This is a genomic window from Pseudomonas sp. S49 (assembly GCF_009866785.1).
Lineage (GTDB): Bacteria > Pseudomonadota > Gammaproteobacteria > Pseudomonadales > Pseudomonadaceae > Aquipseudomonas.
In genome coordinates this window covers 629,665-645,363 of record NZ_CP019432.1, presented here as the reverse complement: position 1 = coordinate 645,363, position 15,699 = coordinate 629,665, and the positions used below count along the sequence as shown (strand labels likewise).

General features: G+C 59.7%; 11 protein-coding genes and 2 tRNA genes. 4 read left to right on the top strand and 9 right to left on the bottom strand.

The features are described 5' to 3' along the window. Positions 1-166: 166 nt before the first annotated feature. Positions 167-931 carry a 23S rRNA (guanosine(2251)-2'-O)-methyltransferase RlmB gene (rlmB, locus tag PspS49_RS02760; RefSeq protein WP_160038018.1) on the bottom strand — a complete coding sequence of 255 codons (765 nt, stop codon included), beginning with the start codon at positions 929-931 and terminating at the stop codon, positions 167-169. Then, positions 928-3,558, bottom strand: a complete 2,631-nt coding sequence (rnr, locus tag PspS49_RS02755) for a ribonuclease R (protein ID WP_160038016.1) — start codon at positions 3,556-3,558, stop codon at positions 928-930. The genes rlmB and rnr overlap by 4 nt, the downstream gene beginning before the upstream one ends. A 226-nt stretch (positions 3,559-3,784) precedes the next feature. On the opposite strand from rnr, the gene PspS49_RS02750 reads away from it, so the two are divergent. From PspS49_RS02750 to PspS49_RS02735, 4 genes are all read left to right on the top strand, one after another. Then, a tRNA-Leu gene (locus PspS49_RS02750) sits at positions 3,785-3,871 on the top strand. Positions 3,872-4,051: 180 nt separating this feature from the next. After that, a tRNA-Leu gene (locus tag PspS49_RS02745) sits at positions 4,052-4,138 on the top strand. A gap of 191 nt (positions 4,139-4,329) precedes the next feature. Continuing rightward, on the top strand, positions 4,330-5,340 hold the full coding sequence (locus tag PspS49_RS02740; protein WP_150775609.1) for an extracellular solute-binding protein: 1,011 nt from the start codon (positions 4,330-4,332) through the stop codon (positions 5,338-5,340). Then, positions 5,340-6,905 (top strand): iron ABC transporter permease, encoded by a 1,566-nt coding sequence (locus PspS49_RS02735; protein WP_127925615.1) that lies wholly within the window; start codon positions 5,340-5,342, stop codon positions 6,903-6,905. The genes PspS49_RS02740 and PspS49_RS02735 overlap by 1 nt, the downstream gene beginning before the upstream one ends. 90 nt (positions 6,906-6,995) lie before the next feature. Here the strand turns inward: PspS49_RS02735 and PspS49_RS02730 are convergent, their stop codons facing one another. The 7 genes from PspS49_RS02730 to hfq all read right to left on the bottom strand — a co-directional run bounded on the left by PspS49_RS02730 (position 6,996) and on the right by hfq (position 15,628). Continuing rightward, positions 6,996-8,930: a methyl-accepting chemotaxis protein gene (locus PspS49_RS02730; RefSeq protein ID WP_150750081.1), complete on the bottom strand. Its 1,935-nt coding sequence runs from the start codon at positions 8,928-8,930 to the stop codon at positions 6,996-6,998. Positions 8,931-9,070: 140 nt separating this feature from the next. Then, complete coding sequence (locus PspS49_RS02725) at positions 9,071-10,360, bottom strand: adenylosuccinate synthase (RefSeq protein ID WP_127925613.1); 1,290 nt, start codon at positions 10,358-10,360, stop codon at positions 9,071-9,073. 54 nt (positions 10,361-10,414) lie between these two features. Further along, positions 10,415-11,602 carry an ATP phosphoribosyltransferase regulatory subunit gene (locus PspS49_RS02720; protein ID WP_007915833.1) on the bottom strand — a complete coding sequence of 396 codons (1,188 nt, stop codon included), beginning with the start codon at positions 11,600-11,602 and terminating at the stop codon, positions 10,415-10,417. A gap of 313 nt (positions 11,603-11,915) precedes the next feature. Further along, complete coding sequence (hflC, locus tag PspS49_RS02715) at positions 11,916-12,785, bottom strand: protease modulator HflC (protein WP_007915830.1); 870 nt, start codon at positions 12,783-12,785, stop codon at positions 11,916-11,918. After that, positions 12,785-13,957: an FtsH protease activity modulator HflK gene (gene hflK, locus PspS49_RS02710; protein WP_007915828.1), complete on the bottom strand. Its 1,173-nt coding sequence runs from the start codon at positions 13,955-13,957 to the stop codon at positions 12,785-12,787. Before hflK ends, hflC begins: the two co-directional genes overlap by 1 nt. Before the next feature lie 96 nt (positions 13,958-14,053). Beyond that, positions 14,054-15,355 (bottom strand): ribosome rescue GTPase HflX, encoded by a 1,302-nt coding sequence (gene hflX / locus PspS49_RS02705; RefSeq protein ID WP_007915827.1) that lies wholly within the window; start codon positions 15,353-15,355, stop codon positions 14,054-14,056. 12 nt (positions 15,356-15,367) lie between these two features. After that, a complete protein-coding gene (gene hfq, locus PspS49_RS02700) occupies positions 15,368-15,628 on the bottom strand; it encodes an RNA chaperone Hfq (RefSeq protein WP_007902656.1) in 261 nt (86 codons plus the stop codon). Between the last annotated feature and the right edge of the window lie 71 nt (positions 15,629-15,699).

The window sequence follows — 15,699 nt, the reverse complement described above, 5'->3', positions numbered from 1 at the left end:
GGCAATTGGTGATTATTTGAACAACCACCCATTTATGCCACACCACAAAACACTGTGGGAGCGAGCCTGCTCGCGAATGCGATACATCAGGCAACATTAATGTCGTCTGACACACCCCTTTCGCGAGCAGGCTCGCTCCCACATTTGAACCGCTTTCAGCTCAAGACTACTTCTTCGCGGCAGCCTTGGCTTTAGCGCCGCGCTGACGCTGTGCTTCAAACAGGCAAACGCCAGTGGCTACGGAGACGTTGAGACTGCTGACGCTACCGGCCATCGGCAGCTTCACCAGATAGTCGCAGTGTTCGCGAGTCAGGCGACGCATGCCTTTGCCTTCGGCGCCCATGATCAGGATGGTCGGCCCGGTCAGATCCTGGTCATAAATGCTGATCTCGGCCTCACCCGCCGTACCGACAATCCACAGACCGCGCTGCTGTAGTTTTTCCAGGGTACGAGCGAGGTTGGTCACCGCCACCAGCGGAATCACTTCCGCCGCGCCGCAAGCGACTTTACGCACGACCGGCGTCAAAGTTGCCGATTTGTCTTTCGGCACGATCACCGCCAGCGCACCGGCCGCATCGGCCGAGCGCAGGCAAGCGCCGAGGTTGTGCGGGTCGGTCACACCGTCGAGCACCAACAACAGCGGCGCGCCTTCAGTGCGATCGAGCAGCTCGTCGAGCATGGCTTCGCCCCAGACCTGGCTCGGGCTGACTTCCGCGACCACACCCTGATGCACGCCTTCAACCCAGGCATCCATTTCGCGACGTTCGGCCTGGCCGACCTGAACGCGATTTTCGTTAGCCAGTTCAACCAGGGTCTGCACGCGCGGATCGTTGCGGCTTTCCGCCAGCCAGATCTGCTTGACGCGTTTCGGGTGGTGACGCAGCAACGCTTCTACCGCGTGAACGCCGTAGATTTTTTCCAACTGACTCATGACTTCGCCTTCGGTTTACGTGCCCCGCCACTTTTGGCTGGAGCAGAACCCGCTTTTGGCGGGCCTTTACGGTGTTTGCTCGGTTTTGCTGGCTTGCTGCCGGAGGCCTTTTCAGGCGCCGACCGTCCGGTCTTTCCCCCGGACGCCGCTTTACCACCGTTTTTAGCGTCGGAAAGCAGCGCTTTCTTCATTTCACGGCTTTTGCGCAGCTCGGCGTTTTTCGCCACGGCGTCGCTAGGGCGATAGGCTTCGGCAGCCTTTTCCTTGACCGGACGACGGCTGGCGGTTTTTGCCGGAGCCTTTTCTTCCGAAGCCTTGGCAGCAGGCGCAGCGGTTTCGGCGCCACGTTTTTTGCGACCGATCGGCGCGCTGATGGTTTTTTCGGCCATCTCGAAGTCGATCTTGCGTTCGTCGAGGTCAACGCGCATCACGCGTACTTCAACGGTATCGCCGAGGCGGAAGCTGCGACCGGTGCGCTCGCCCGCCAGACGGTGATGCACAGGATCGAAGTGGTAGTAATCGCCCGGCAGCGCGGTGACGTGCACCAGGCCTTCGACGTAGATATCGGTCAGTTCGACGAACAGACCAAAACCGGTCACTGCGGTGATCACGCCCGGGAACGATTCGCCTACGCGATCCTTCATGAACTCGCACTTGAGCCAGTTCACTACGTCGCGGGTCGCTTCGTCAGCACGGCGCTCGCTCATCGAGCATTGCTCGCCGAGTTGCTCCAGTGCCGCTTCGTCGTACGGGTAAATGCGCGCCTTCGGAATGGTCATCGCACCGGCACGACGAACGTGCGGGGTGTCCTGTTTCGAATGGATCACGCTGCGGATCGCGCGGTGCGTCAGCAGGTCCGGATAACGACGGATCGGCGAAGTGAAGTGGGTATAGGCTTCGTAATTCAGGCCAAAGTGGCCCTGATTGTCAGCGCTGTACACCGCCTGGCTCAGCGAACGCAGCATCACAGTCTGGATCAGGTGGAAATCCGGACGGTCCTTGATGCTCGCCAGCAAGGCCTGATAGTCCTTCGGCGACGGGCCGTCCTTGCCTTTGTGCAGGGACAGACCGAGCTCGCCAAGGAACGCACGCAATTTTTCCAGACGCTCCGGTGGCGGGCCATCGTGGACGCGGTACAGCGCAGGAATTTCGTGCTTCTTGAGGAATTCGGCGGTGGCCACGTTGGCCGCCAGCATGCATTCTTCGATCAGCTTGTGCGCGTCGTTGCGGGTGGTCGGACGGATTTCGGCAATCTTGCGCTCGGTACCGAAGATGATTCGGGTTTCCTGCGTTTCGAAATCGATCGCGCCACGTACGTGACGAGCAGCCAGCAGTACCTTGTACAGCGCATAAAGCTGTTTGAGGTGCGGCAGAACGTCGTTGTACTCACCGCGAAGCTGACGCGCTTCGGTGATTTTCGGCGTTTCCAGCATCGCGCTGACTTTGTTGTAAGTCAGACGAGCGTGGGAATGGATCACCGCTTCATAGAAGCAGTAGTCGGTCATTTCGCCGGACTTGGAGATGGTCATCTCGCAAACCATGGCCAGACGATCGACGTGCGGATTCAGCGAGCACAGGCCGTTGGACAACTGCTCAGGCAACATCGGCACGACGCGCTCGGGGAAGTACACCGAATTGCCGCGCACTTGCGCTTCGTTATCCAGCGCCGAGCCGATCTTCACGTAACTGGAAACGTCGGCAATCGCCACGTACAACTTCCAGCCGCCGGAGAACAGGCGCAGCTTGCCCGGTTTGGCTTCGCAATAAACAGCGTCGTCGAAGTCGCGGGCATCTTCGCCATCAATGGTGACGAACGGCAGATGGCGCAGGTCGACGCGCTTCTCTTTGTCTTTTTCTTCGACTTCCGGCTTGAGCTTGGCGGCTTCTTTCAGAACCGCTTCAGGCCAGACGTGCGGGATATCGTAGGTGCGCAGGGCAACGTCGATTTCCATGCCCGGCGCCATGTAGTTGCCGACCACTTCGACCACATCGCCTTGCGGCTGGAAGCGCGGCGTCGGCCAGTGGGTGATTTTCACCTCGACGAACTGACCGATCTGCGCGTTGGCGTTGCGGCCCGGCGTCACCAGCACTTCTTGCTGGATCTTCGGATTGTCGGCAACGACGAAACCGATGCCGCCCTCTTCGAAGTAGCGACCGACGATGGTTTCGTGAGCACGCGAAACCACTTCAACGATCACGCCTTCGCGGCGACCGCGACGGTCGAGGCCGGAAACACGGGCCAGCGCACGGTCGCCGTCGAATACCAGACGCATTTGCGCCGGGCTCATGAACAGGTCGTCGCTGCCGTCGTCCGGCACCAGGAAGCCGAACCCGTCACGGTGACCACTGATGCGGCCAAGGATCAGGTCGAGCTTGTCGACCGGCGCGTACGTACCGCGACGGGTGTAAATCAGTTGTGCGTCGCGTTCCATGGCGCGAAGGCGGCGGCGCAGAGCTTCAATCTGGTCTTCTGTGGTCAGACCAAACTCTTCGACCAGTTGCTCGCGGGCAGCAGGCGAACCCCGATCGGCGAGATGCGCCAGGATCAGTTCGCGGCTAGGAATAGGGTTTTCATATTTTTCCGCTTCACGAGCGGCCTCGGGATCGAGGGACTGCCAATCGGCCATTAGAGAGTTTTCACCTTGTCTATATGCGGGTTAGTTTGGCATAGGCGCCATGAAACGGGAAATTTCCGACTCTATAAGGCGCGTATCCGGGGCTGTAGCGTTGCTTGAAAGCCGTTTTGACCACCGCCGGTAAAAAAAATCATGTTTTTTGCTGAGAGGGGTTTACAGTTAAAAAGACGCTCCGTATAGTGCGCGCCATCGACGACGCACAAGCGTTACCGATACTGCCCAGATGGTGAAATTGGTAGACACGCCAGCTTCAGGTGCTGGTGACCTTACGGTCGTGGAAGTTCGAGTCTTCTTCTGGGCACCAATTTCGAGTTTGAGACTAGATCAGTTTCAAGGCTCACACAAAACCCGCGAAAGCGGGTTTTTTGCATTCTAAGCCCAGGTTTTCTTAAAACTGATTTATTAAAATTAAATCAGGGGTTTACAGATCAAAAGGCGCTCCGTATAGTGCGCCACATCAACAGCGGCAACGCTCGCGATGATTGCCCAGATGGTGAAATTGGTAGACACGCCAGCTTCAGGTGCTGGTGACCTTACGGTCGTGGAAGTTCGAGTCTTCTTCTGGGCACCAATTCAAACTCAAGGTTACGACGTTGAGTTTCACAAAAACCCGCGAAAGCGGGTTTTTGCGTTTCTGGCTTCCAGAATTTTATCGCCACCCCGCCTATCAAAACGCCAGCCCCACCGCAAGGCGCACTTGAGAAACAATATCGTTTATCATTGTTGCAAGTTTTTGCAATGCGACAGTGAGGAACCCTGCGAATGACGTTTCGAAATACCCTGCGCCGAGGCTTGACCTTCACCTTCCTCGGCCTGGCGCTCGCCACTCCCCTCACCCAGGCTGCCGATGCGGTTTCCCTGACCCTCTACAACGGCCAGCACAAGGAAGTCGGCGACGCGATCGCCAAAGCCTTCGAAGCCAAGACCGGCATTCACGTCAATGTCCGTAAAGGCAGCAGCAATCAGCTCGCCAGCCAGATCATCGAAGAAGGCGACCGCTCCCCCGCCGACGTGATCTACACCGAAGAATCGCCACCGCTGAACAATCTCGGCGAACTGGGCCTGCTGGCCAAGACCGATGAAGCCACTCTGGCCGTGCTTCCGGAAAAATATGTCGCTGGTAACGGCACCTGGATCGGCGTGACTGCACGCGTTCGCGTCGTCGCCTACAACCCGAAACTGGTCGACGAAAAAGACCTGCCGAAATCGGTGATGGAGTTTTCCGATCCGCAGTGGCAGGGCAAAGTCGGCTTCGTACCGACCAGCGGCGCCTTCCAGGAACAGGCCGTGGCGATCATCAAGATGCACGGTCGCGATGCTGCTGAAGAATGGTTAACCGGTCTGCGCGCCTTCGGCAAGACCTACAGCAACAATATGGTTGCCCTCAAAGCGGTGGAAAACGGCGAAGTCGCCACCGTACTGGTGAACAACTATTACTGGTTCGCCCTGCAGCGCGAGAAAGGCAAACTCGACTCGAAACTGCATTACTTCACGGGTGGTGACGTCGGCGGCCTGATCACTGTGTCCAGCGCTGCCGTGCTGAAATCCAGCAAGCATCCAAAAGAAGCCCAGCAATTCCTCGCCTACATGGCCAGCGAAGAAGGCCAGCGCGTGATCACTCAGACCACCGCCGAGTATCCGCTGCATAAAGGCATGGAATCGGATCGCGGACTCAAGCCGTTCAGCGAGCTGGAAGCGCCGAACGTAACGCCTGCCGATCTGGGCAATGCCGAAGAAGCGCTGGAGCTGGAACGTGAAGTTGGCTTGAACTGATGGCCGCATCGTTATCCGCCCCCGCCGCGCGCGGGGGTTACGTGCCAAAACGCAAGCGGCCTTCGATCTGGCTGGTGCTGCCGGTGTTGCTGCTGGTGGTGCTGAGCCTTTTGCCGCTGGCCTATGTCGGACTCAAAGCCTGGCAGGCCGGTTGGGCCGAGGCGCTGCACTTGCTGTGGCGCCCGTATGTGTTCGGCCTGCTGCGCAACACCTTGGCATTGATGGTTGGCGTGACCCTCGCGTGCGGCGTGATCGGTCTGTCGCTGGCCTGGCTGCTGGAGCGCAGCAATCTGCCGGGACGACGCCTGTGGGGGGTGATTCTGTGCCTGCCGTTCGCGGTGCCGGCGTTTGTCAGCAGCTTCACCTGGGTCTCTTTGAGCGCGCAGTTCGAAGGGCTTGGCGGGGCGATTCTGGTGATGAGCCTGTCGAAATACCCGCTGATCTTTCTGCCGGTAGCGGCAACCCTGCGCAATCTCGATCCCTCCCTTGAAGAGTCCGCGCGAACCCTTGGACAGAATCGCTGGGGCGTGTTCTTCCGCGTCACCTTGCCGCTGCTCTGGCCATCGTTGCTGGCCGGTTCGCTGCTAATTGCTTTGCACATGCTGGTGGAGTTCGGCGCGCTGTCGATCATCGGCCTGCAAACCTTCACCACCGCGATCTATCAACAATTCGAACTGGAATTCAGTAACGCCAACGCGGCGATGCTGTCGGCCGTATTGCTGGCCCTGTGTCTGGTGCTGCTGTGGCTGGAACTGCGCGTGCGCGGCAAAGGCCGGCATGTGCGCACCGGCCAAGGTGCTGCGCGACAGGCTGAGCAGGTTCGGCTCGGGCCTTGGGCAGCGGTCGGTCAGTTGTATTGCCTGCTGCTGGCGATTGTCGGCAGCGGGATTCCGCTGGGAATGTTGGCGTATTGGCTGGCGGTGGGTTCTTCGGCGGCATTCCCCGTGGCAGCGATTACCGAAGCACTGCTGTCCTCGCTGGCGCTGTCGCTCGGCGGCGCGGCGTTATGTCTGGTACTGGCGGTGCCGGTCGGTTTGCTGGTGGTGCGTTACAAAGGCCAACTGGCGATCTGGGCCGAGCGCTTGCCGTATCTGCTGCATGCCCTGCCAGGATTGGTCATTGCGTTGACGCTGGTGTATTTCGCCCTGCATTACGTGCCGGCGCTGTACCAGACTTCAGGCTTGCTGCTGATCGCTTATGCATTGTTGTTTTTGCCATTGGCACAGGCGCCGATTCGCACAGCGCTGAACAAGGCTGCGCCGCAGTTGGAAGAGGCTGCGCGCACGCTGGGCGCTTCATCGTTTACGGCGTTTTGCCGGGTGACGCTGCCGATTATCTTCCCGGCATTGGGCGCGGCGTTTGCACTGGTGTTTCTGGATGCGATGAAGGAATTGACGGCGACGCTGCTGCTGAGTCCGACCGGGCTGAACACGTTGGCGACTGAGGTTTGGGCGCATACCGCGAATGTCGAGTTTGCCGCGGCGGCGCCTTATGCGGCGTTGTTGATTTTGGTATCGGGATTGCCGGTTTATTTACTGACGACGCGGATGTATCTGAGCCGCTGATACCGCTTTCGCGAGCAGGCTCGCTCCCACAGAGAAACGCATTCCAATGTGGGAGCGAGCCTGCTCGCGAAGCGGCCCGCCCAGATGACCTCAAGCCCTGAACTGCCCCAGACTCGCCTTCAGCTGCGCCGCCAAACCATCCAGCACCTTGCCACTGGCCGTGGTCTCCACCACCGCCTGCGCCGCTTTCTCGGCCTGGGCATGAATCGTTTCGACTCGCCCGCGCACCGCCTGCGCACCTTGCGCCTGATGCGCCGCCGCTTGCGTCGCCAGGCCAATCGCCGCATGCACTTGCTCGACCGACGCCTGCACTGACTGCTGCAAGCGCGCGCTGTCGCGCAACACCAGCAACCCTTCGCTGGCCTGACGCCCGGCCTGGCCGATCGCCTCGACCGCCTCACGCGCGCCCTGCTGCAACGCGACGATGTGCGCCTGAATATCGCCGGTAGAGCTTTGTGTCTTGCTCGCCAACGCACGCACTTCGTCGGCAACAACGGCAAAACCACGCCCAGTCTCGCCAGCACGCGCCGCTTCAATCGCAGCGTTCAACGCCAGCAGATTGGTCTGCTCGGCAATCCCGTGAATCACCGTCAGCACCACTTCAATCTGTTCGCTCTGCTGCGCCAGCCGCTCGATGACTTTCGCCCCGGTGTCGACCTGCCCCGCCAGCGCTTCGATCAGACTGCCGACCTTGGCGGAGGTGCGGGTGTTTTCGTCGGTGGCCTGACGAATATCCACCACCTGCTTCAACGCAGCCTGCATTGCATGGCTTTCCGACTGCGCCTCATCAGCCATTTGCGACAGCGCTCGCAGGCTTTCCGCCACCTCATCACGCTGCATGCCGGCCGCCGCATCTGCACCGGCATTGCGCAGGGTCATCGCGCCAATCTCGACGCCGGTACGCTGCGCAACGTCGCCCGCCTCACGCACGATCGGCTGCAACTTATCCACAAAGCGATTGACCGCCGAGGCCATGTCGCCGATTTCGTCTTTGCTGTTGATCTGCACACGCTTGGTCAGATCGCCCTCGCCCGCCGCCAGGTCATCCATCGCTGCGTTGAGCATCTTCAGGCGATTGACCACGCGATGGCCCAACACTACCGCCAGCAACAACAGCACACCACAACCGACCAGCGCCAGGCCCAGGCCAATGCGCCAGCGCAAGGTTGCTGCTGCTTCCTGAACGGTATTGGCGGTATTGGATTTCATCTCGGTTGCGGTGGACTGCGCCGATTGCAGGCGCGACTGCATGGCTTTGGCACTGTCCCCTGCGGCGCCCTTGAGACTGTCGCCGACCAACTGATCACTGCTGGCGATCAACGCCGAGAAGCGCTTGTCCAGTGCCGCCAGATCGGTCTCCACCGAGGCTGTGGACACCCCCATCAGCACCTTGCCGATTTCCACGCCGTTGGGATTGATCGAGGCTTCAAGGTAATAAACCGACGGATCGTTCTTGGCCGCATCCAGCACTTTATCCAGCGCACGCTCGCCCTGGCCTTTTTCCAGCAAGGCCTTGTTGATCGGGTTTTCGCGGTTGAGATAACGGGTCAGGTGCTGGCCAGTGGCGTCGTCGTAGACCACGAACAGCACATTGGGATTGCGCTGGGCCCGGCGGGCGAACTCGGACAGGGTCGGCACGTCGCTGTCCCACATGGCGCGCGGCGCCACCGAGGCGAGCAACTGCGCCATGTCGTTGGCCGAATCCTTCAGATCCTTTTCCAGCGTCGCCCGCAACTGCGCCTGCTCGTCTTTCAGCCGCGAAGACAGACCGGCAGTCAGGCGCTGACGAGTGCTGGCAGACAACGCATCGAGGCTCGACGTGACTTCACGTCCCGCCTGCTCAAGTTCGCCGGAGAGTTTCTGGCTGTCGGCGCCGAGGCGCACCGCCAAATCAGCTTCCAGCGCGGTGACGGTGCTCCGCGTCAGGGCAACGGCCACCAACACCTGCACCAAAAGGGCGATACCAAGGGTAACGAACACGGGCCGCAACAAACGGCTTTGTAACAGTGAGAGAACGGCCGACACTGTGAATCCCTCTACTTCTGACGCCATTAATTTGATGGCACTCTTGTAGACAGATTCACAGCAAAGGTCATGCCGTCCAACAGGCATAAACGACAAAGGCCCCGATGAAGGGGCCTTTGTGTTTTTACATCAACGACTTATCAAGCAAACGGATGACGCAGAACGATGGTTTCGTTGCGATCCGGGCCCGTCGAAATAATGTCGATCGGCGCGCCGATCAACTCTTCAACGCGTTTGATGTAGGCACGAGCGTTAGCTGGCAGCTCTTCCAGGGTTTTCGCACCCACGGTCGATTCGGTCCAGCCTGGCACTTCTTCGTACACAGGCTGCAGGCCTACGTAGCTGTCAGCGTCGGTCGGGGCAACAGCATTGCCGTCCGCATCTTTGTAGCCGACGCAGATGTTGATGGTTTCCAGGCCGTCGAGAACGTCCAGCTTGGTCAGGCAGATGCCCGAGATGCTGTTCACATCGATAGCGCGACGCAGGATAACGGCGTCGAACCAGCCGCAACGACGGGCACGGCCGGTGGTCGCGCCGAACTCGTGACCTTGTTTGGCCAGGTGTGCGCCGACGTCGTCGAACAGCTCAGTCGGGAATGGACCCGAACCTACGCGAGTGGTGTAAGCCTTGGTGATGCCCAGGATGTAGTCCAGGAACATCGGGCCAACGCCGGAACCGGTGGCCACGCCACCGGCGGTGGTGTTGGAGCTGGTCACGTACGGGTAGGTACCGTGGTCGATGTCGAGCAACGAACCTTGGGCGCCTTCAAACATGATGTCTTTGCCGGCGCGACGCAGGTCGTGCAGCTCAGCCGTCACGTCGAGCATCAGCGGCTTCAGCAGCTCAGCGTATTCCTTGCACTCGGCCAGGGTCTTTTCGAACTCGATGGCCGGCTCTTTGTAGTAACCGACCAGCATGAAGTTGTGGTAATCCACCAGCTCACGCAGCTTGTCTTCGAAGCGCGGCATGTTCAGCAGGTCGCCAACACGCAGGCCACGACGAGCAACCTTGTCTTCGTACGCCGGGCCGATGCCGCGACCGGTGGTACCGATCTTCAGCTCGCCACGGGCCTTTTCACGGGCCTGGTCCAGCGCCACGTGGAAGGACAGGATCAGCGGGCAAGACGGGCTGATACGCAGACGCTCGCGCACCGGTACGCCTTTCTCTTCCAGCTTGGTGATCTCGCGCAGCAGGGCGTCAGGTGCAACCACCACGCCGTTGCCGATCAGGCACTGCACGCCTTCGCGCAGCACGCCCGACGGAATCAGGTGCAGGACGGTTTTTTCGCCGTCGATCACCAGTGTGTGGCCAGCGTTGTGGCCACCTTGGTAGCGCACTACGGCGGCAGCATGTTCGGTCAGCAGATCAACGATCTTGCCTTTGCCCTCATCACCCCATTGGGTGCCCAGGACTACGACATTCTTACCCATAACACTTGTCCTCATTCGCGCAAACTTGGTGCCGGCGATGGCCGGCAGGAAAACTCAAGAAGCCAGTGGCGATACTTGCCAAAGCCCGTTCTGCTGAATCAATTGCCGGTCGCAGTCCGCATCACGGGCGGCGGCCAAAGGTTGTCCAGGCAACGCCTGAACGACACGCTGACCCTCACTGCGCAACTGGCAAACCTGCTGCCAGAGTGCCGCATCCGTACTGTCAGGCATCCAGATACCGCCAGACGGTAGCTCGATCTCAGCACGCCCCAGGGTCACCAGGGTTTTCAAATCGGTGGAAAAGCCAGTTGCCGGACGTGCGCGACCAAAATCCGCGCCGATGTCGTCGTAACGACCGCCCTGAGCGATGGACTGGCCAACACCCGGCACGAATACCGCGAACACCACACCGGTGTGGTAGTGGTAGCCACGCAACTCGCCCAGATCGAAATACAGCGGCAGCTCCGGGAAGCGCGCCGACAGACGCTCGGCGATCGCCAGCAAATCTTCCAGTGCCGCCAGAACCGGCGCCGGCGCATTGGCCAGACGCTCACGGGCAGCGCTCAGCACTTCACGGCCGCCGCACAGATCAACCAGCGCACGCAGCATGCCGGACAAATCGGCCGGCAGGCCTTCGGTCAAGGTAATGACCTCGTCGATGGCTTTGCGTTGCAGCGCGTCGAACAACTGCTGCTCGACTTCACCCGACAGACCGGCGGCACGCGCCAGACCACGGTAGATGCCGACATGACCAAGATCCATGTGCACATCCGGCACGTCGGCCAGTTGCAGCATGGCCAGCATCAGGCTGATCACTTCAACGTCGCTGCTCGGGCTGGCGTCGCCGTACAACTCGGCGCCCAACTGGATCGGGCTGCGCGAGGACGACAGTGCACGCGGCTGAGCATGCAGCACACTGCCGGCGTAGCACAGACGGCTCGGGCCTTCGCGACGCAGAGTGTGCGCATCGATGCGCGCCACTTGCGGCGTGATGTCGGCACGGAAACCCATCTGCCGGCCCGACTGCGGGTCGATGACCTTGAAGGTACGCAGATCCAGGTCCTGGCCCGCGCCGGTCAGCAGGGATTCCAGGTACTCGATATGGGGAGTCACGACAAACTCGTAACCCCAGCTCTGGAACAGATCCAACACCTGACGACGCGCGACTTCAATGCGCGCCGCTTCCGGTGGCAGTACTTCTTCGATGCCATCTGGCAGCAGCCAGCGGTCTACCGTTGCCATTACGCCATTCCCCTTTGATCCGGGCGGCCAGCCTGCGGGCGAGCCTTGAGTGAAGCAGAAAATGACCAATCCGTTCAAAACGCACGCGCATGAACGACGCGGCGAAAGGCCTGTTACCGGCTTCGCCCATCACTTTCCTCGAAATACTCTCGGGCCATTCAACCCGATGCCTGCAACAAAAAACAGCAATCAAACGTGCAGACGCAAAAAAGCCGGGAATTTCCCGGCTGCCGCATCATACACACGTTTTCCCAAAGGATCACCCCGCCCGAGGTTTTAGCCGCCGGGCGGAATGATTCAGGTCAACGGCGTATCAAGGCTTGGCCTTTTCCAGGTAGTGGAAAAAGTCGCTGCTTGGGTCGAGGACCAATACGTCGGATTTGTTCGCGAAGCTTTCACGGTAGGCACGCAGGCTACGGTAGAAACTGTAGAACTCCTGATCCTGACCGTATGCCTTGGAGTAGATCGCAGCGGCCTGGGCATCACCGTCACCGCGAACCTCTTCGGATTCACGATAGGCTTCAGCCAGCAGCACGCGGCGTTGACGATCGGCGTCAGCACGGATGCCTTCCGCCAGCTCGTTACCCTTGGCGCGGTGCTCGCGAGCTTCACGCTCACGCTCGGTGCTCATACGTTCGAACACGCTGCGGTTCACTTCTTTCGGCAGGTCGATGGTCTTGACCCGGACATCGACCACTTCGATACCCAGCTCTTTTTCCGCCATCTTGTTCAGCGAAGCAGTGATGTCAGCCATCAGTGCGTCACGCTCACCCGACACCACTTCGTGCAGGGTGCGCTTACCGAACTGGTCACGCAGACCGGATTCCAGACGACGGGACAGACGCTCGTCGGCGATTTGCTTCAGACCGGAAGTCGCGGTGTAGAAGCGCTCGGCATCTTTCACTCGCCACTTGGCGTAGGCATCGACCATCACGGCTTTCTTTTCCAGGGTCAGGAAGCGCTGCGTCGGTGCATCGAGCGTCATCAGACGTGCGTCGAATTTACGCACCTGGTTAACGTAAGGCACTTTCACATGCAGACCCGGCTGAACATCGGCCTGAACCACACGACCGAATTGCAGCAGCACCGCACGCTCGGTCTGAGCGACGATGTAGAAGCAGTTCCAGCCCACCAGCACGACAACGACGCCAACGATCAGGGCGATCAGCGATTTATTGCTCATCAGCGGGTCTCCCTTGTGCGCGACTGCGGCAGGTCAGTGACATGCGGCGTGACGTCCGTGTTGTTGCTGGCGGCAGCCGAACCGGTGACCGGTGCATTGCTGCCTGAACTGTTCTGAATCATTTTGTCCAACGGCAGGTAAAGCAGGTTGCTCTGGCCGTTTTTGTTGCCGGTCACGAGTACCTTGCTGGTGTTGCTGAAGACTTCCTGCATGGTGTCCAGGTACAGACGCTGGCGGGTAACCTCAGGTGCCTTGCGGTACTCGGCAACCAGTTTGGTAAAGCGATCTGCTTCACCCTTGGCGCGCGAGACCGTTTCGTCACGGTAACCGTTAGCATCTTCGAGTATGCGCTGGGCCTGACCACGGGCTTCCGGCACGACGCCGTTGGCGTAGGTTTCAGCCTGGTTGCGCGAACGCTGCTCGTCTTCACGGGCGCGGATCACGTCGTCAAAGGCTTCCTGCACTTCACGCGGTGCCGCTGCGCTCTGTACGTTGACCTGAGTGACGGTGATACCGGTGCGATAGGTATCGAGGAAGCGTTGCAGACGCTCCTTGATTTCGCTGGCCATCAGTTCACGACCTTCGGTCAGCACCTGGTCCATGGCGGTCGAACCCACCACGTGGCGCAGGGCGCTGTCGGTCGCGTGCTGCAGGCTGATTTCCGGCTGATCAACGTTCAGCACGAAGTCCTGCAGATTGCTGATCTTGTACTGCACGGTCAGCGGCACTTCGACGATATTCTCGTCTTCGGTCAGCATCTGGCCCTGCTTGGTGTAGGCACGCTCACGCGTGACGTTTTCCATGTACTTCTTGTCGATCGGCGGGAAGTAGATGTTCAGGCCCGGGCCGACAGTCTCGTAGTACTTGCCGAAACGCAGCACCACGGCCTGCTCCTGCTCGTCCACCACATAGACCGCGCTGTACAGCCAGACAGCCGCCAGCACAACGAGGCCGATGCCGAGCAGACCGCCGAAGCCGCCACTGCTCTTGCCCGAACCACCGCCGTCATCACCACGTTTCTTACCACCACCGAACAACCCGTTCAGGCTTTCCTGCAGCTTTCGGAAGGCCTCGTCGAGATCCGGTGGCCCCTTGCGGTCGCCGTTATTGCGGCGCTTGCCACCCCAAGGATCCTGATTATTCGAGTTGCCACCCGGCTCATTCCAAGCCATAGCGCTCTCCATCTGATAAAGCAAAGACGCACCCACGGCGCGCCGACCAATGCTACAGAATGCCTGCCTTTGCGGCACAACCGCTTTGTCAGGCTTTTATTGCAAAGTGTGTTGCTCGATGAATTCCATCGGCTGCAATCCTTCGCGGCTTACCAGTCGATTCAACTCGACACGGGGCAAACGAACGGCCAGCAGACTGATGCCTTCTTCGTCATGCTCTTCTTTCTGCACCGCACCGAGTTCGAAAAACTGCGCACGCAGTCGGGCGAATCGTTGCGGCAAGCGCAAGGTACCGATAAACAAATCACTGCCAAGTAATTCGGCGATGGCTTGCTCAAGCAATTCCAGACCACTACCGTCACGCGCCGAAAGCCAGACCCGCTGGGGCTTGCCGTTTTCGTCGCGCTGGATTTGTGGCTCAACGCCTTCAAGCAAATCGAGTTTGTTATAGACCTCGAGGATCGGCAAGTCCTGGGCACCAATCTCGCCCAGCACCACCATCACCTGCTCGATCTGCAACATGCGATCCGGTTCGGCCGCATCGATCACGTGCAGCAGCAGATCGGAATTGCTCGACTCTTCGAGGGTAGACCGAAATGCCTCGACCAGCTTGTGCGGCAGGTGACGAATGAAGCCCACCGTGTCCGCCAGGACAATCGGCCCCAGGTCGTCCAGTTCCAGACGACGCAGGGTCGGGTCCAGCGTGGCGAACAATTGGTCGGCCGCGTAGACGTCGGATTTCGTCACGTTGTTGAAGAGTGTGGACTTGCCGGCGTTGGTGTAGCCCACCAGAGACACGGTAGGAATGTCCGCACGGGAGCGACCGCGTCGCGATTGCTCGCGCTGGCTGCGCACCTTCTCCAGCCGGCCCTTGATCTGGCGCAGGCGGACCCGCAGCAAACGGCGGTCGGTTTCCAGCTGGGTTTCACCCGGACCGCGCATGCCGATACCGCCACCCTGACGCTCAAGGTGAGTCCAGCCGCGAACCAGCCGCGTGCTCATGTGGTCAAGCTGGGCCAGTTCGACCTGGAGCTTGCCTTCATGGGTACGGGCGCGCTGGGCGAAAATATCGAGAATCAGGCCGGTACGGTCGATCACGCGACACTCGAAAACACGTTCGAGGTTACGTTCCTGACTGGGCGTGAGGATGTGATTGAAAATCACCAGATCGGCTTCTTCAGCCTTGACCAGGTCGCGCAGTTCCTCGACCTTGCCGCTGCCGATCAGGTATTTGGCGGTTGGCCGATGACGCGGCACGTTAAAAAACGCAACGGTCTCGGCGCCGGCCGAATTAGCCAATTCCTGAAACTCCTGCGGATCTTCGCGCGCCTCAGGGTCCTGTCCATCCAAGTGAACGAGGATGACTCGTTCACCACCACCGTGGCGCTCAAAGAACAAAGGAGACTCCTATCAGGCGTTACCTGGCTCAGCGTCACCTGCTTCGGATTCGGTTGCGCTAGGCAGACGAATTGGACGAACCGGCACTACTGTCGAGATAGCGTGTTTGTAAACCATCTGGCTCACGGTGTTTTTCAGCAGGATCACGAACTGGTCGAACGACTCGATCGTGCCTTGCAGTTTGATACCGTTGACCAGGTAGATGGAAACCCCAACTTTCTCTTTACGTAAAGTATTCAAGTAAGGGTCTTGTAGCGAATGCCCTTTTGACATGTGCCGCACTCCTTTAAGGATTCAATAATAAAAATAGGTAATTCAGATGGCTTTGGCCGTCACACCCCCAA